Below are 16476 nucleotides of genomic sequence, written 5' to 3' on the forward strand. Positions count from 1 at the left end.
TATATTGTCCATCCAGTTCTCATCTCTGCCTCAACTCCCAATGCCAATTGCCGACTAAGCGCTGCCGGGATAGCTTTGCGCCAGCCGCTTCTGCAGCGCTTTCGCCTGCCCTAACGCATCCAGCAAGGCGTGCCGTTCGCTCTCATCCAATGCTACGGGATCGATGTGGTTATGCATGCTCTCGCCGCGTAATTCGCTGGCATGCTGGCATTTGAGACGCAGCCTTTCAATGAAATAGAAAGCTCCTATCCATGATTCGGCTTCATCCTGTTCGATGAGCCGCGCAGCCGCAGCGTGTCGTAGGCGGTCGGCCGTGTTACGCGCAAAGCTGCCGCAGGCGAGACCAAGCACGCGCGCCGCATCCACAAAAAGTGTCGCGGCCTGCAGCTTGAGGTCGATCGTTCCGGCGAAATCGCCATGCCTGTCCACCACGATGTTGTGCAGGAAGCCAAGAGGCACGCCGCGGCGCAAGGCATTGGCCGCCATCCTTAACAAAAAACCCGGATTATCGCGCGAGTTAGCCGCCAGCCATTCCGCCAGCAATGACGCCGGTTCATGCTTGCCATACAGCGGCCGGAAATCGAAGAAGATGCTGGCGTTAAGCAGCGCCTGCGCATCGCTTTCAAATATCCAGTCGGCGAAACGGCCGCGCCACTCGTGCAAGCCCAGGCAGCACTCAGGATTGCTTGCCATGATGTTGCCGCGGCAGAGAGTGAACCCGCAGTCGGCCAGCACATGATTGATGTGGAGCGCCAACGGCAGGAACCTGGCGCGCTGCGCATCGGCATTACAGCCTTCGGCAAAAATGATTCCGTTATCCTGATCGCTTGAAAAAGTTTGTTCCTTCCTTCCCTCGCTGCCGAGCGCAATCCAGCACCAGTCGGAGGAGTCGATTTGAAACCGCGCGCAGGCCAATTCAATTACGCGGCAAGTGAGCGCGTCGTTCAGCGTCGAGATCAGCCTCGTCAAAACTTCAGCCGGCGCCAGGTCAAGCGCCTGGTGCACCAGCTTTCTGATATTGACGCCAATCGCCGGCATCGCCGCTTCATCTTGCGCGACAGCGAGAGCCTGACGTATTTGCGTAATCTCGCCGGAAAAGAAACGAGCAGCCGCCTGGTATTCGCCGAAAGCAGCTTCAAAGTCCAATTCCTCCATCGCCGCTATCTCCGCCTCACTGCAAATCAATACCGAAGTCGTGCATACCTGGTCTGCCGCTCGGCCTCATGCGCCTGCCCGAGGGTGCGAATCCCCTTTTCAGCCAATAACGGCAGCATGCGCAAAAACACTTCCCCGGTAACGATGGCATCGCCCAGTGCCGTATGGCGCCCGACGATTTCCACGCCCATCCGGCCGGCAATCGCTTCCAGGCTATGCTCCGTCTGGTTCGGATGGAGCACCTGCGACAAGAGCAGCGTATCGAGCACCGGTTGCCGCAACCTGATTCCGGTTTGCTCTTCCTGCATTTGCAAAAAGCGCAGATCGAATGCCGCATTGTGCGCCACCAGCACCGTATCCTCCGCAAAACGGGCAAACTGCGGCAACACCACTTCGCTGCGCGGTTGATCCTTCAGCATCGTCTCGGTAATGCCGTGGATCGCGACCGACGCCTCGCTGATGGCACAGCGGGGCCGTATCAGGCAGTCGAAATATTCCTGCAGGAGCAAGCGGCCATTGACAATGCGTACCGCGCCGATGGCAACGATCTCGTCGCCCTCTGCCGGATTCAAGCCCGTGGTCTCGCTATCGAATGCGGTATAGCTGAGTTGCGCAAGCGATTGCGTAGCAAGGCTTTGCTCCAGTCCTGTCTGCTTGAACAGATCGAAATCATAGAAAATCGGGCGTTCAGTCGTTTTCGCGCGCATGACTGATGAACGGTCGATGGTCGTTCTGGCTTCGAAGCGCCCTGTCTCCTCTTCACCGATTTCATCCAATACCAATACAAACCCGTCCAGCGCCCTGGACTCATCAAGCACTGGCGACAAGCGCACCCGCAATGCCCTTCCCCCGGCAAGAATAATGACAAAGCTTGCAGAAGCTTGCGGCGGGTCTTCGTCTGTGTGTGGCTGGTTCACTGCTTCCAGCTGGTGCCGGACCTGTTCGAGCGCCTGCATTACCGATGCCCGTTCAATCATGCCGTACAGTGAGCGGCCCAGCCCAACTGGCGCGGCAGGCAGCGAAGGCTCCGCAACATGGCGCTCCAGCAGTTGCCTGGCACGACGGTTGTACAGCAGGATGCGGCCATCCAGGTTACAGACAAGGACGCCGGAGGCCAGATCGGCAATCAATGCGGCAAGGCGATTTCTTTCTTCTGTCAGCGCATGATTGGCACACGCTATTCTGGCCTGACTGTCGGCTTCCAAAGCTTGGTAAGCACAAGCAAATCCGTTGATTTTATCAATGAGATCTTGAAGTGATTGCGCGCCCAGTGGCGCAATGCGATGAGCGGGGTTCGCCGGCAGCAGTGCCAGTTCTTCAGTTAGGCGGGATAGCGAGGTCCAATAAGCAGCAAGCAAGTACTTCAGGCCGACGCTCAATATGGTGATGGTCGCAACTGCCAAGGCTGCCAGCATGCCCCAGCGTTGCGGCGGTTGCGTCCTGCTTCCGGCAATCAGCCATACCGCCGCTATTACCGCTAGCTGCAGCGCGCACAACAAGCTCAGCAACAGGGCGAAACGATATCCGGTGAACTTCCTCGCAGGCATAGTACCCCGCTTTTCACTAGGATGTAATGCCAACCGTATCGCTTGCCCTGTCGTCTCGCATCCGTCGCTTGTCAGTGACCCGAAGCAGCGGCAGCGCCGATGCCGGTTTCGGAACGCACACGCTGCGCCTCGTAACCAGCCCGATCAAGACGAGCACGTTCGCTATTGTCCAGGATCGAGAACAGCCAGATGCCGACGAAGCCTGCAATCATCGAAAACAATGCCGGCGACGTATAGGGGAAGATCGCTTTTTCATTGTGCAGCACGTCCACCCATACCGACTTCGATAGAATCGTCAGCACCACGGCGGTGATCAGACCGATGAAGCCGCCGATGGTCGCGCCGCGCGTGGTGCAATTCTTCCACAGCACGGACAGGAACAACACCGGGAAGTTGGCCGAAGCCGCAACCGCGAATGCCAGCGACACCATGAAGGCGATGTTCTGCTTTTCAAACACAATCCCCAGGATTACGGCAACGATGCCCAGCGCCACGGTGGTCATCTTCGACACCCGCAATTCGTCCGCGCTGCTGGCCTTGCCATGCTTGAACACGGTGGAATACAGGTCGTGCGACACGGCCGACGCTCCTGACAAGGTCAGACCAGCGACCACGGCCAGGATGGTGGCAAAGGCCACGGCCGAGATAAAGCCGAGGAAAATATTGCCGCCCACGGCATTGGCAAGGTGCACCGCCGACATATTGTCGCCGCCAAGGAGCTTGCCCGCCGCATCCTTGAATACCGGGTTGGTGCTGACCAGCACGATCGCGCCGAAGCCGATGATGAAGGTCAGAATATAGAAGTAACCGATCCAGGTGGTGGCCCAGAACACCGACTTGCGCGCTTCCTTGGCGCTCGGCACGGTAAAAAAGCGCATCAGGATATGCGGCAAGCCAGCGGTGCCGAACATCAGCGCCATGCCAAAGGAAATCGCCGAGATCGGATCCTTGATGAAGCCGCCCGGTCCCATGATGGCATCCTTCTTGGCGTGCACTTCCACGGCTTTGGCAAACAGGCGTTCCGGACTGAAGTTAAACTGCCACAGCACCATGATGACCATGAACGTCGCCCCTGCCAGCAGCAAGATCGCCTTGATGATCTGCACCCAGGTGGTGGCAGTCATGCCGCCAAAGAGCACGTAAATCATCATCAGCGCACCGACGATGACCACGGCAACCCAGTACTCCAGTCCGAACAAGAGCTTGATGAGCTGGCCCGCGCCGACCATCTGCGCGATCAGGTAAAACAACACCACCACCAGCGTACCGGATGCGGCAAATACGCGGATCGGCGTTTGCTGAAAGCGGTAAGCCGCGACGTCGGCAAAGGTAAAGCGGCCGAGGTTACGCAAGCGTTCCGCAAGCAGGAATGTCAGTACCGGCCAGCCGACCAGGAAGCCGATCGAATAGATCAAACCGTCATAACCATTGGCATACACGGCAGCGGAAATGCCGAGGAAGGATGCAGCCGACATGTAATCGCCGGCAATCGCCAGGCCATTCTGGAAACCGGTGATGCCGCCGCCGGCAGTATAAAAGTCGGCGGCAGATTTGGTCCTGGCTGCTGCCCACTTGGTGATGAACAGGGTCAGTACCACGAACACGGCAAACATGATGATTGCCGTCCAGTTGGTTGCCTGCTTGGTTGCCTGGCCTAAATCACCGCCCGCGGCAAGGGCACTGCCTGCGGTTGCCAGCAGGAGCAAAGAGCCGAACACGAAAGGAAGGCGCATCATCACATCACCTCCTTGCGGATGGTTGCAGCCAGCTCGTCGAATTCGCTATTGGCGCGCCAAACGTAAATCCCGGTAACAACAATGGTAAATATGATGACGAACAGACCAATGGGAATTCCCCATGTCATGACACCCTCTCCAATCTTTCGGGCAAGCAGTTCCTTGTCAAAAGCGATCAGCAGAATGTATCCGTAATAGACGATCAGCATGAGCACGGCCAGTGTCCAGCCGAAGCCTGAACGAACGGCGACGAGCTTTTGATAACGGGGATTGGATACGATTCTTCGAACGAGATCTTCTTCCATTGCCTGCCTCCAGATTATTGTGTTTTTCCTGATGGCCAGGCCTGAACATTAACCATTACAGTGCAATGCACAGGCACAAGAGCCGACATTTGTAACTACATACTACTGGCAAGCATCGACAAATTCGCAACAGGCCAAGCGCATTAATTGATATTGGACAAACAAGAGAATTGACTCTGGCAGCCACATACTGCAGTCAATATGACGCAAAAAAGAAGAGTCGAAGACAGGAAGAAGGACTGGATGGCCTGCCCAGCAGGAGTCGAACCTGCGACCTACGGCTTAGAAGGCCGTTGCTCTATCCAGCTGAGCTATGGGCAGTGGCTTGAAATGAAAACGGGCTGTCCTGGGACAGCCCGCGTTCGGGTATTACTGGTCGGAGTACAAGGATTCGAACCTTGGACCCCCTGCTCCCAAAGCAGGTGCGCTACCGGGCTGCGCTACACTCCGAGGACTGGCAATTATACAAGGGCATTACCAGCGGGTCAAACTCATTATTCACTTAATCGATTCAGGCAGCCTGGACCTTGTCCGCCAGCCGGCGTGCCAGCGTCTCCGCCACCTTGGCATTTCTCGCTTCAACCATCACCCGCAACAGGGGCTCCGTTCCCGATGCCCGAATCAGCACGCGGCCCGACTCGCCCAACTCGCGCTCGGCAATGCTCTTCTCTTCCATCACGGCCGCATTTTTTTGCCAGTCGAAGCCGGGCGTCACTTTGACGTTGATGAGCGTTTGCGGGAACATCGAAATCCCTGCTGTTGCCTCCTTCAGCGTTTTACCGCTGCGGCACAAGGCTGACAGGACTTGCAATGCCGAGATGATGCCGTCGCCCGTGGTGTGCTTGTCAAGGAACAGCAAGTGACCCGAACCTTCACCGCCAACCAGCCATCCGCGCTCCTGCAAGACTTCCAGCACGTAACGGTCGCCAACCTTGGCGCGGGCAAAACCGATTCCCATTTCCTTGCATGCCACTTCCAGTGCCATGTTGGTCATCAGGGTGCCGACCGCGCCCTGCAAGCCGCCATTGGCCATGCGATCCTTGACCATCACGTAGAGCAACTCATCGCCGTTATAGATACGGCCCTCGCCGTCGACCATGATCAGACGGTCCGCGTCGCCATCGAGCGCGATGCCGAGATCGGCCTGATGCTCCTTGACTGCTTCAGAAAGGGCTTGCGGCGCGGTCGCACCGACGCCGTCGTTGATGTTCAAGCCATTCGGCTGATTACCGATGGCGATCACTTCGGCACCCAGCTCATGGAAAACATGCGGTGCGATGTGATATGCGGCGCCATGCGCGCAATCGACCACGATTTTCATGCCGCGCAAATCCAGTTCGTTCGGGAACGTGCTCTTGCAAAATTCGATATAACGGCCCTGCGCATCGTCCAGGCGCTTGGCTTTGCCAAGCTTTTCGGATGGCACGCAGTCAATCGGCGTTTCCAGCGCTTCTTCGATTGCCGCCTCCGTTGCATCCGGCAGCTTGTTGCCCTGCGAAGAAAAGAACTTGATGCCGTTGTCGTGATAAGGATTATGCGACGCCGAAATGACCACCCCAGCCGAAAGCCGCAAGGCGCGTGTCAGATAGGCGACCGCAGGCGTCGGCACCGGACCGGCCAGCATGACATCGACACCGGCGGCGGAAAATCCAGCTTCAAGAGCAGCTTCCAGCATGTAGCCGGAAATCCGCGTGTCTTTGCCGATCAGGACGGTTTTCTTGCCGACCTCCCCCTGTGCCAGCACCTTGCCGGCGGCATAACCGAGGCGCATGACGAAACCAGGAGTGATCGGCAATTCGCCTACACGGCCGCGTACGCCATCGGTGCCAAAATATTTGCGTGACATTTTTGTATTCCCGTTTGTTCGAACTTGTTTACATTATTTTGATGAGTTGCTGCTCTACCTGGCAGCATGCCAAACCTTGATCGCATCCACTGTCGCAGCCACATCATGCACACGCACGATGCGCGCTCCGTGCTCTGCCGCCACCAGCGCAGCGGCAACGCTTCCCGCCATGCGATCCTCGACTGGCTTGCCGGTTATCGCACCGATCATGGACTTTCGTGACATGCCGGCCAGCAGCGGCACTTCGGCTTTCTGGATGAGCGACTCGAGATTTTTTAGCAATTCAAGATTATGCGCAAGGCTTTTACCGAAACCGAAACCAGGATCGATACACAGACGGGAACGCGCGATACCTGCGGCACTCATTTCTTCCACGCGTTGCGATAAATAATCGCCAACCTCCCCCACCACGTCATCATAGTGTGGCGCAGCCTGCATGGTTTGCGGATTGCGTTGCATGTGCATAATACATAGTCCGCAATCAGCATCCTTGACTGCACTCAATGCTCCGGGGGCATTAAACCCATTGATATCATTGATCATGTCTGCGCCTGCCAATAGCGCTTCCTGCATGACTTCCGGCTTGTAGGTATCGATCGACAAGGGCTTGCCGCAGTCGCGCAGGGCATAGATGACGGGGATGACACGCCGCAGTTCTTCTTCCAGGGGCACGACCGGTGCGCCAGGGCGTGTCGATTCGCCGCCGATATCGATCATGTCGACGCCTTCGGCAATCATTTGCTCGACCCGCTCCAGCGCCGATTCCAGCGGCATGAACTGGCCGCTGTCGGAAAACGAATCCGGCGTTACGTTCAAAATTCCCATGACCAGCGGACGATCTTCCCGGCCTAGCCGAAGCCGGTAACGCCCGCACTGCAAAATCTCTTGCATACCTCTCCATTCAAAAAACGAAATCTGAATACCTTTCCTTGGCAGGCTCAGCGAACCTGATTTCAAAATAAAAAGGGTGAGGACAATGCCTCACCCTAATGGAAAACACAGTTGTTTAACGCATCACGGATTAAGCCGGTGCCGTAGCGTTCGGCGAGACGCCGCCCGACGCATCGGTCGGAGTACGCTTCACCGGAATGCCAGCCTTCGGCGGACGCGGTTCGTGACCTGCCATGATGTCGTTGATTTGATCGGCATCGATGGTTTCCCATTCCAGCAGGGTCTTGGCCATCATCTCCACCTTGTCGCTGTTTTCCTCGATCAGCTTGCGGGACAATGCATATTGCGTATCCAGGATATTGCGAATTTCGGCGTCAACCTTTTGCTGCGTCGCTTCCGAAATGGTCTTGGACGTGCCGCCGAAGTAACCGTCGTTCTGGTTATCTTCGTACACCATCGTGCCCAAGGATTCGGACATCCCGTAGCGCGTCACCATCGCACGCGCCAACTTGGTCGCGCGCTCGAAGTCGTTCGATGCGCCGGTGGACATCTGATGCATGAACACTTCCTCAGCGATACGGCCGGCGAACAGGATGGCGATTTCCTCCAGCATCTTGTCCTTGTACATGTTCACGCGGTCATGCTCCGGGAGTTGCCAAGTAAGGCCCAATGCATAGCCGCGCGGCATGATCGTAACCTTATGCACCGGGTCAGCCTTCGGCAAGAGCTTCGCCACCACTGCATGACCGGACTCGTGGTATGCAGTATTGACGCGCTCCTCTTCGCGCATGACAGCGGACTTTCGCTCGGGACCCATGACGATCTTGTCCTTGGCATCCTCGAAATCCTGCATTTCCACCAGGCGCTTGCCACGGCGAGCGGCAAATAGCGCAGCTTCGTTGACCAGGTTGGCCAGATCGGCACCGGAGAACCCGGGGGTACCGCGTGCCAGAACATCGGCCTTGACGTCAGGAGCGATGGGCACCTTGCGCATGTGCACGTACAGGATCTGCTCGCGGCCACGGATATCCGGCAAGCCGACCATCACCTGGCGGTCGAAGCGACCCGGACGCAGCAATGCTTTATCCAGCACATCGGCACGGTTGGTCGCAGCGATAACGATAACGCCCTGGTTGGCTTCGAAGCCATCCATCTCGACCAGCAACTGGTTCAGGGTTTGCTCGCGTTCGTCGTTGCCGCCGCCCATGCCGGCGCCGCGATGGCGACCGACGGCGTCGATCTCATCGATGAACACGATACAAGGCGAATGCTTCTTGGCATTCTCGAACATGTCGCGCACGCGGGAAGCGCCCACGCCGACAAACATTTCAACGAAGTCGGAACCGGAAATGGTAAAGAACGGCACCTTGGCTTCGCCGGCGATGGCACGCGCCAGCAGGGTCTTACCGGTGCCCGGCGGACCGACCATCAGCACGCCGCGCGGGATACGTCCACCCAGCTTCTGGAACTTGGTCGGATCACGCAGGAAATCGACCAATTCCTGCACTTCTTCCTTGGCTTCGTCGCAGCCGGCCACGTCGGCAAAGGTGATCGCATTGTTGTTCTCATCCAGCATGCGTGCCTTCGACTTGCCGAACGAGAAAGCACCGCCCTTGCCGCCACCCTGCATCTGGCGCATGAAGAAAATCCACACGCCGATCAGCAAGAGCATCGGGAACCAGGAAATGAAGACTTGCGACAGGAAGGAAGGCTCTTCCGGCTGGCGCACGTCGAATTTGACGCCATTGTTGATCAGATCGCCGATCAGACCGCGGTCAAGATAGGTAATGGCAGTCTTGATTTTCTTGCCATCGGTCGTGGTTGCCACCAAAGTCCGCTCCTCGATGGTCGCTTCCTTGATGTGCTTGGCCTTGACCTCGTCGAGGAATTCCGAGTAGGGAATCGGCGTTGCGCCATTGGCCAGAGAACGCCCGTCGAACTGTTTAAATACAGTAAACAGCACCAGCGCGATCACCACCCACACAGCGGCTTTGGAAAACATGTTGTTCACTAGGACTCCTTCGGCGCGACATTGCGCCCATTTCGGCTTTTTACAGCGTGCATTTTTACGATTCTACTCGCAATAACAGGCGCTTGCTAGGCAGCATGTGGGGCTGAATATGTTCAAAATCAAGACTCAAATTACAACTCTGCGGCATTTCTTCGCACTTAACAACATTCAGGCAGGATTTTTGAGGGTTTTTCCCAGCAGGAATATCTCGGAAGACTTATCCCTGCTGGCTTTCGGCTTCTTCGATACGACCGTCTTGAACTCGTGCCGAAATTTTTCCAGGATCTCGTTATATCCCGTACCGTTGAAACATTTGACGAGCAAGGCACCTGAAGGTTTCAGGTGGGCCAGGGCAAAATCGAGGGCCAGATCGATAATGTGCTCGACCCGTGCGGCATCGGCCACGGCTACGCCGGACAGGTTGGGCGCCATGTCCGACAAGACGAGATCCACCTTGCGCCCGATGACCAGCTCTTCCAGCTGCGCCAGCACGGAATCTTCGCGAAAATCGCCCTGGATGAAATGCACATCGGCGATCGGCTCCATTGGCAGAATGTCCAAACCGATAATCGTGCCGTTGATGCCGCCTCCGGCCTGCCCGGCCAGCTTGTTGCGCACGTACTGCGACCAGCTGCCCGGCGTGCAGCCCAGGTCGACGATGATCTGGCCCGGCTTGATCAGCTTCTCGGCCTCGTCGATTTCCTTGAGCTTGTATACGGCCCGCGCCCGGTAACCCTCTTTCTGCGCCTGTTTGACGAAAGGGTCGTTAACGTGGTCGTGGATCCAGTTCTTGTTGAATTTATTTTTTGCCATTCGCGTAGAATACTGCTTTTAAAGGATATTTAAATTTATGCTGAACCTAACCCCAGCCGAACGCAGCGCCTTGCGCGCCGAGGCCCACGCTCTCAATCCGGTAGTCATCATTGGCGAATCCGGCCTGACCCCGGCGGTCATGAAGGAAATCGATGCCAGCCTGAATGCCCATGGCCTTATCAAGGTCCGGGTATTCGGCGACGAGCGCGAAGAGCGCATCGCGATTTACGACACCATTTGCAAAGAACTCGATGCCGCACCGGTGCAGCATATCGGCAAACTGCTGGTGATTTACCGCCCCAAGAAGGAAAAAGCCAAGGAAGCCAGCGAGAAACGCGGCAAGGGCATGCGTGAAGTTACCATCGTCAAGCCCAGCCGTACCGGCACCAAGAAGCCTTCGGTAACCAAGGTTCTTCTGAAGGGTAATGAACGCGTCACCGCGGGCGGCTCGGTCAAGCGCGCCAAGCCGCGCCAGACCAGCACGAAGAAAGCACTCTCCAGTCGCGGCTAAAGCGGTTGCAGCCATTGTGCCAACCGGGCTTTTCGCCCGGCGCACCGCGATATCGCCGCACCGGCCTGTTCGCATTGTTTGCTGCCGATATATGCTGACACGAGGCTTTCCAGCGACTGCCTTTCTACCGGGCCCGGTCCATGGACACCGGATCAGAGATACTGTCACCCACTGTTTCGCGCCCTACTTCACGCGAAACAATTTCAGAACCAGCACCAGGCCCAGCATGCTTTGCACCAGGTAGATTCCGCTCGATGCGCCATGCAGCTTGCCGAACCTGGCGGCGGTTTCTGCATTCATGACCCCGCCTGCCGGCACGCTTGCCCGTAGCTCGGCCATGAATGGCTGGATGCCGAAATGGCTGATGACAGTGCACAGCAGCATTAAGACGATGACAATCAGGAGATGCTTGCGCTGAAGCGACTCATACGCCTCGCCTGCGCGCATGACCAGAATCGCCAGCATCACTGCGCAAGCAATGGTAATCCACGCTTCGACCTGGAACATCCGGCCGGCAAGCGTTCCTGCCAGTCCGCGGTCCTCCAGGGTCGCGAACAAGGTCGGCGCGACGATATAGCCGATAGTCCACAGGCTGCCGACCCAAAGCGTGGCCAGCACCACCCGTGCGCGAGCCTCCACCATGCTCAGATGTACTTTACTTCCAGAATTTCGTATTCGCGCGGACCGGAAGGCGCATTGACCTCGACGACGTCGCCGGCATACTTGCCGATCAGGGCGCGTGCGATCGGCGAAGTCACGGAAATCTTCAATTCTTTCAGGTCCGCCTCGTCTTCACCAACGATCTGATAAGTGACTTTCTGGCCGCTTTCGAGGTCTTCCAGGTCCACCGTGGAAGCAAACACGACGCGGCCTTCCGCATCGAGCGTCGTCGGATCGATGATCTGCGCTGCGGAAAGCTTGCCTTCCAGCTCTGCGATACGGCCTTCGATAAAGCTTTGCTTTTCCTTGGCGGCATCGTACTCGGCGTTCTCCGACAGGTCGCCCTGCGCGCGTGCCTCGGCGATGGCATTGATGACGGCCGGACGCTCCTTGGTCTTCAGACGATGCAATTCCTCTTTCAGCAATTCGGCGCCGCGCTTGGTGATCGGTACTGTGCTCATATTTTTATACTCTTAAAGAAAACACAGAGGTCACAAACCGTGTCCTAAGACACTTTCTGTGACCTCTGTGAAGATATTTCAGGTTAAGTTAGTGTAAAGACTTATGCAAGCCTTGTAAATCGTAGACGTGCAAGGCATTAAGATGGCGCATGCCTTCCACCGCAGCTTCCGCGCCGGCAATGGTGGTAAAAGTCGTCACGCGAGCCGCCAGCGCCGAGGTACGGATGGCGCGCGAATCGACGATGGCATTACGCTTTTCTTCGACCGTGTTGATCACCAGGGCAATTTCATTGTTCTTGATGATATCGACAATGTGCGGACGGCCTTCGACTACCTTGTTAATCGTCGTCACTGACACGCCGGCAGCTTCGATCGCTGCGGCAGTGCCCTTGGTCGCCACGATCTGGAAGCCCATCTGCACTAGGTCACGCGCAACCTGAACAGCGCGCGGCTTATCTCCTGCTTTAACCGACAGGAACACTTTGCCGGAAGTCGGCAGCTTGACGCCGGCGCCCAGTTGCGACTTGACGAAGGCTTCGCCGAAGGTCTTGCCCACGCCCATGACTTCGCCGGTCGATTTCATTTCCGGGCCGAGGATGGTGTCGACGCCCGGAAATTTCACGAACGGGAACACGGCTTCCTTGACGCTGAAATACGGCGGCACGACTTCATTGCCGATGCCCTGGCTTTCCAGCGACTGGCCGACCATGCAGCGCGCGGCGATTTTCGCCAGCTGCAGGCCGGTGGCCTTGGAGACGAACGGCACGGTGCGCGAAGCGCGCGGGTTCACTTCCAGCACGTAGACGATGTCTTCGACCTTGCCATCCACTTCCTGCTGCTGGATGGCGAACTGGACGTTCATCAAGCCCACGACGTTCAAGCCCTTGGCCATGGCCGCTGTCTGGCGCTTGAGTTCGTCAATGGTTTCCTGCTTGAGCGAATACGGCGGCAGCGAGCAAGCCGAGTCGCCCGAGTGCACGCCGGCTTGTTCGATGTGCTCCATGACGCCGCCGATGAAGGTCCGCTTGCCATCGGAGAGGCAATCCACGTCACATTCGATGGCATCATTCAGGAAGCGATCCAGCAGCACCGGCGATTCGTTCGACACCTTGACCGCTTCACGCATATAACGCTCGAGGTCGCGCTGCTCATGGACGATTTCCATGGCGCGGCCGCCCAGAACATACGACGGACGCACCACCAGCGGATAGCCAATTTCCTGCGCCAGCTTCAAGGCCTCCTCTTCGGTGCGCGCGGTACGGTTGGGCGGCTGACGCAAGCCAAGGTCGTTCAGCAGCTTCTGGAAGCGCTCGCGGTCTTCGGCAGCATCGATCATATCCGGCGACGTGCCGACGATGGGCACGCCGTTGGCTTCGAGGTCCAGTGCCAGCTTCAGCGGGGTTTGGCCGCCGTACTGCACGATCACGCCGTGGGGTTTTTCCTTGTCGACGATTTCCAGCACGTCTTCCAGCGTCAGCGGCTCGAAGTACAAACGGTCGGAGGTATCGTAGTCGGTCGACACGGTTTCCGGATTACAGTTGACCATGATGGTTTCATAGCCATCTTCGCGCATCGCCAGCGCCGCGTGCACGCAGCAATAGTCGAACTCGATGCCCTGGCCGATGCGGTTCGGACCGCCGCCCAGCACCATGATCTTCTTCTTGTCGGTCGGATTCGACTCGCACTCTTCATCGTAGGTCGAGTACATGTAAGCGGTGTTCGTGGCGAACTCGCCGGCACAGGTATCGACGCGCTTGAATACCGGGCGAACATTGAGCGCACGGCGCTTTTCGCGCACAGCGGTATCGGTCGTCTTCAGCAACTTGGCCAGGCGACGGTCAGCAAAGCCCTTTTGTTTCAGGCGGAACAGGGTGTCACGGTCGAGCGCGTCCAGTGTCTGGGTTTCCAGCCACAGTTCGATATCGACGATTTCCTTGATCTGCACGAGGAACCATGGGTCGATCGAGGTCAGCTGATGCACTTCTTCCAGCGAGAAGCCATGTGCGAACGCATCGCCGACGTACCAGATGCGCTCCGGCCCCGGCGCGCCCAGCTCTTCCTCGATTTTTTCGCGGTCGGTGGTTTTCTCGTTCATGCCGTCGACGCCGACTTCCAGGCCGCGCAGGGCTTTCTGGAAGGATTCCTGGAAGGTGCGGCCGATCGCCATCACCTCGCCCACCGATTTCATCTGGGTGGTCAGGTGATCGTCGGCAGTCGGGAATTTCTCGAAGGCGAAGCGCGGGATCTTGGTGACGACGTAATCGATCGACGGCTCGAAGGATGCCGGGGTAGCGCCGCCGGTGATTTCGTTACGCAATTCATCCAGCGTGAAGCCCACGGCCAGCTTGGCAGCGATCTTGGCGATCGGGAAGCCGGTTGCCTTGGATGCCAGCGCCGAGGAACGCGAGACGCGCGGGTTCATCTCGATGACGATCATGCGGCCGTCTTTCGGATTGACCGAGAACTGAACGTTGGAGCCGCCGGTATCCACGCCGATCTCGCGCAGCACCGCCAGCGAGGCGTTGCGCATGATCTGGTATTCCTTGTCCGTCAGGGTCTGCGCCGGCGCCACGGTGATGGAGTCGCCGGTGTGCACGCCCATCGGATCGAGGTTTTCGATCGAGCAGACGATGATGCAGTTGTCTTTCTTGTCGCGCACCACTTCCATCTCGTACTCTTTCCAGCCGAGGAGCGATTCCTCGATCAGGAGTTCCGAGGTGGGCGAAGCTTCCAGGCCGCGCTTGCAGATGGTTTCGAATTCTTCGGCATTATAGGCAATGCCGCCGCCAGTGCCACCCATGGTGAAGGACGGACGAATGATGACAGGGAAACCGATTTCCTTCTGCACGGCCCAGGATTCTTCCAGAGTATGGGCAATGCCCGAGCGTGCCGAGCCCAGGCCGATCTTGGTCATCGCATCCTTGAACTTGGAGCGGTCCTCGGCCTTGTCGATGGCTTCCGGGGTCGCGCCGATCAGCTCGCACTTGTACTTGTCGAGCACGCCGTTGCGCCACAGGTCCAGCGCGCAGTTCAGCGCGGTCTGGCCGCCCATGGTCGGCAGGATCGCGTCCGGACGTTCCTTGTCGATGATGCGCTCCACCACTTGCCAGGTGATCGGCTCGATGTAGGTCACATCGGCCATTTCCGGGTCGGTCATGATGGTGGCCGGGTTGCTGTTGACCAGGATGACCTTGTAGCCTTCCTCGCGCAGGGCCTTGCAGGCCTGGGCGCCGGAATAGTCGAATTCGCACGCCTGGCCGATGATGATCGGGCCGGCGCCAATGATTAGAATGCTTTTAATGTCTGTGCGCTTAGGCATGTTTCTGTTTCTCCGTCTTTGCCTGCTTGGTTGCGTCCGCCATGAGCGCGATAAAGCGATCGAACAAGGGTGCAATATCAGTTGGGCCGGGCGAGGCTTCCGGGTGGCCCTGGAAGCAGAATGCCGGGCGATCGGTGCGCTCGAAACCTTGCAGCGTGCCGTCGAACAGCGACACATGGGTGACGCGGCAATTGGCCGGCAAGGTCTCGGTATCGACTGCAAAGCCGTGATTTTGCGAGGTGATCATCACCTGCTTGGTATCGACGTCGAGCACCGGGTGATTGGCGCCGTGGTGGCCGGTTTTCATCTTGACGGTCTTGGCGCCGCAGGCCAGCGCCATGATCTGGTGACCCAAGCAGATGCCGAAAGTCGGAAGGCCACGGTCAATCAGCTCACGGGTGGCAGCAATCGCGTAATCGCATGGCTCCGGATCGCCGGGGCCGTTGGACAGGAAGATGCCGTCCGGGTTCAGTGCCAGCGCGTCGGCGGCGGTTGATTGCGCCGGCAGCACCGTCACCTTGCAGCCGCGTTCGGCCAGCATGCGCAGGATGTTGTACTTGACGCCATAGTCGAAAGCGACCACGTGGTATTTCGGCGCGATCTGCTTGCCGTAGCCTTCGCCCAGCTTCCACTCCGTCTCGTTCCAGACATACGGCTTGGTGACCGACACGACTTTTGCCAGGTCCATGCCTGCCAGTCCAGGGAAGGACTGCGCCAGGTCGATAGCCTGTTCTGCTGAGATGCCGTGCCCGGCGATGATGGCGCCGTTCTGCGCGCCTTTGTCGCGCAGGAGTCGGGTCAGCTTGCGGGTGTCGATACCGGCGATGCCGACGACGCCTTCAGCCTTGAGGTATTCCGACAAGGTCTGGCGCGAACGGAAGTTCGAAGCCAGCAGCGGCAGATCCTTGATGATCAGGCCGGCCGCATGGATACGGGAAGCTTCGACGTCCTCGGGATTGATGCCGACATTGCCGATGTGGGGATAAGTCAGTGTGACAATCTGACGGTTGTAGCTGGGGTCGGTCAGGATTTCCTGGTAGCCAGTGATGGAAGTGTTGAACACCACTTCCCCGATGGTCTGCCCGGGAGCGCCGATGGAATAGCCCTGAAAAATCGACCCGTCTGCGAGAGCCAGGATGGCCGGTACTGTTTGGCCAGAAGAAAAAGGCAGCAAGGGTAACTCCTGAAATGTTACCGTCGCTGCGCCGTGCCTGCTCGACC

At 57.9% G+C, this 16476-nt stretch carries 13 protein-coding genes and 2 tRNA genes; 1 reads left to right on the forward strand and 14 read right to left on the reverse strand.

Translation table 11 applies throughout. The annotated features are described in order from the left end of the window. Positions 1–54 precede the first annotated feature (54 nt). The 10 genes from EDC30_RS02995 to EDC30_RS03040 all read right to left on the reverse strand — a co-directional run bounded on the left by EDC30_RS02995 (position 55) and on the right by EDC30_RS03040 (position 10304). Positions 55–1155 (reverse strand): DUF294 nucleotidyltransferase-like domain-containing protein, encoded by a 1101-nt coding sequence (locus tag EDC30_RS02995; RefSeq protein ID WP_132257112.1) that lies wholly within the window; start codon positions 1153–1155, stop codon positions 55–57. 26 nt (positions 1156–1181) lie between these two features. Next, complete coding sequence (locus EDC30_RS03000; protein ID WP_132257114.1) at positions 1182–2702, reverse strand: 3'-5' exonuclease; 1521 nt, start codon at positions 2700–2702, stop codon at positions 1182–1184. A gap of 71 nt (positions 2703–2773) precedes the next feature. Next, the gene (locus EDC30_RS03005) at positions 2774–4435 is read right to left on the reverse strand and encodes a cation acetate symporter (RefSeq protein ID WP_132257259.1); all 1662 of its coding nucleotides are present in this window, start codon (positions 4433–4435) and stop codon (positions 2774–2776) included. Positions 4436–4437: 2 nt separating this feature from the next. Continuing rightward, on the reverse strand, positions 4438–4743 hold the full coding sequence (locus EDC30_RS03010; protein WP_132257116.1) for a DUF485 domain-containing protein: 306 nt from the start codon (positions 4741–4743) through the stop codon (positions 4438–4440). A 244-nt stretch (positions 4744–4987) separates the two neighbouring features. Further along, a tRNA-Arg gene (locus EDC30_RS03015) sits at positions 4988–5064 on the reverse strand. Between the two features lie 52 nt (positions 5065–5116). Beyond that, positions 5117–5193 (reverse strand) — tRNA-Pro (locus tag EDC30_RS03020). A 61-nt stretch (positions 5194–5254) separates the two neighbouring features. Further along, positions 5255–6589: a phosphoglucosamine mutase gene (gene glmM, locus EDC30_RS03025; protein WP_132257118.1), complete on the reverse strand. Its 1335-nt coding sequence runs from the start codon at positions 6587–6589 to the stop codon at positions 5255–5257. A 54-nt stretch (positions 6590–6643) separates the two neighbouring features. Further along, positions 6644–7480 carry a dihydropteroate synthase gene (folP, locus tag EDC30_RS03030; protein WP_132257120.1) on the reverse strand — a complete coding sequence of 279 codons (837 nt, stop codon included), beginning with the start codon at positions 7478–7480 and terminating at the stop codon, positions 6644–6646. A gap of 130 nt (positions 7481–7610) precedes the next feature. Further along, on the reverse strand, positions 7611–9491 hold the full coding sequence (ftsH, locus tag EDC30_RS03035) for an ATP-dependent zinc metalloprotease FtsH (RefSeq protein ID WP_132257121.1): 1881 nt from the start codon (positions 9489–9491) through the stop codon (positions 7611–7613). Between the two features lie 168 nt (positions 9492–9659). Further along, entirely contained in the window at positions 9660–10304 is a 645-nt protein-coding gene (locus tag EDC30_RS03040; RefSeq protein ID WP_132257123.1) for an RlmE family RNA methyltransferase, read from the reverse strand. 37 nt (positions 10305–10341) lie between these two features. Here EDC30_RS03040 and yhbY point away from each other — a divergent pair, with 37 nt between their 5' ends. Further along, positions 10342–10815, forward strand: a complete 474-nt coding sequence (gene yhbY, locus EDC30_RS03045) for a ribosome assembly RNA-binding protein YhbY (protein WP_132257124.1) — start codon at positions 10342–10344, stop codon at positions 10813–10815. A 183-nt stretch (positions 10816–10998) separates the two neighbouring features. On the opposite strand, the gene EDC30_RS03050 is transcribed toward yhbY, so the two are convergent. The 4 genes from EDC30_RS03050 to carA form a co-directional block, all read right to left on the reverse strand. After that, complete coding sequence (locus EDC30_RS03050; RefSeq protein WP_132257126.1) at positions 10999–11457, reverse strand: DUF4149 domain-containing protein; 459 nt, start codon at positions 11455–11457, stop codon at positions 10999–11001. A gap of 2 nt (positions 11458–11459) precedes the next feature. Continuing rightward, a complete protein-coding gene (greA, locus tag EDC30_RS03055; RefSeq protein ID WP_132257128.1) occupies positions 11460–11936 on the reverse strand; it encodes a transcription elongation factor GreA in 477 nt (158 codons plus the stop codon). Positions 11937–12024: 88 nt separating this feature from the next. Further along, positions 12025–15255, reverse strand: coding sequence for a carbamoyl-phosphate synthase large subunit (gene carB / locus EDC30_RS03060; RefSeq protein ID WP_132257130.1), 3231 nt, complete (start codon positions 15253–15255; stop codon positions 12025–12027). After that, positions 15248–16429, reverse strand: coding sequence for a glutamine-hydrolyzing carbamoyl-phosphate synthase small subunit (gene carA / locus EDC30_RS03065; protein WP_132257132.1), 1182 nt, complete (start codon positions 16427–16429; stop codon positions 15248–15250). Before carA ends, carB begins: the two co-directional genes overlap by 8 nt. Positions 16430–16476: the final 47 nt, after the last annotated feature.

The sequence above is a fragment of the Paucimonas lemoignei genome, from assembly GCF_004342585.1.
GTDB lineage: Bacteria > Pseudomonadota > Gammaproteobacteria > Burkholderiales > Burkholderiaceae_D > Paucimonas > Paucimonas lemoignei.

What these genes read in the sequence shown, in the direction of transcription:
- EDC30_RS03000 (WP_132257114.1), bottom strand. Translation starts at nt 2,702, where the DNA reads ATGCCTGCGAGGAAGTTCACCGGATATCGTTTCGCCCTGTTGCTGAGC.
- greA (WP_132257128.1), bottom strand. Translation starts at nt 11,936, where the DNA reads ATGAGCACAGTACCGATCACCAAGCGCGGCGCCGAATTGCTGAAAGAG.
- EDC30_RS03010 (WP_132257116.1), bottom strand. Translation starts at nt 4,743, where the DNA reads ATGGAAGAAGATCTCGTTCGAAGAATCGTATCCAATCCCCGTTATCAA.
- EDC30_RS03040 (WP_132257123.1), bottom strand. Translation starts at nt 10,304, where the DNA reads ATGGCAAAAAATAAATTCAACAAGAACTGGATCCACGACCACGTTAAC.
- glmM (WP_132257118.1), bottom strand. Translation starts at nt 6,589, where the DNA reads ATGTCACGCAAATATTTTGGCACCGATGGCGTACGCGGCCGTGTAGGC.
- EDC30_RS02995 (WP_132257112.1), bottom strand. Translation starts at nt 1,155, where the DNA reads ATGGAGGAATTGGACTTTGAAGCTGCTTTCGGCGAATACCAGGCGGCT.
- folP (WP_132257120.1), bottom strand. Translation starts at nt 7,480, where the DNA reads ATGCAAGAGATTTTGCAGTGCGGGCGTTACCGGCTTCGGCTAGGCCGG.
- carB (WP_132257130.1), bottom strand. Translation starts at nt 15,255, where the DNA reads ATGCCTAAGCGCACAGACATTAAAAGCATTCTAATCATTGGCGCCGGC.
- EDC30_RS03005 (WP_132257259.1), bottom strand. Translation starts at nt 4,435, where the DNA reads ATGCGCCTTCCTTTCGTGTTCGGCTCTTTGCTCCTGCTGGCAACCGCA.
- yhbY (WP_132257124.1), top strand. Translation starts at nt 10,342, where the DNA reads ATGCTGAACCTAACCCCAGCCGAACGCAGCGCCTTGCGCGCCGAGGCC.
- EDC30_RS03050 (WP_132257126.1), bottom strand. Translation starts at nt 11,457, where the DNA reads ATGGTGGAGGCTCGCGCACGGGTGGTGCTGGCCACGCTTTGGGTCGGC.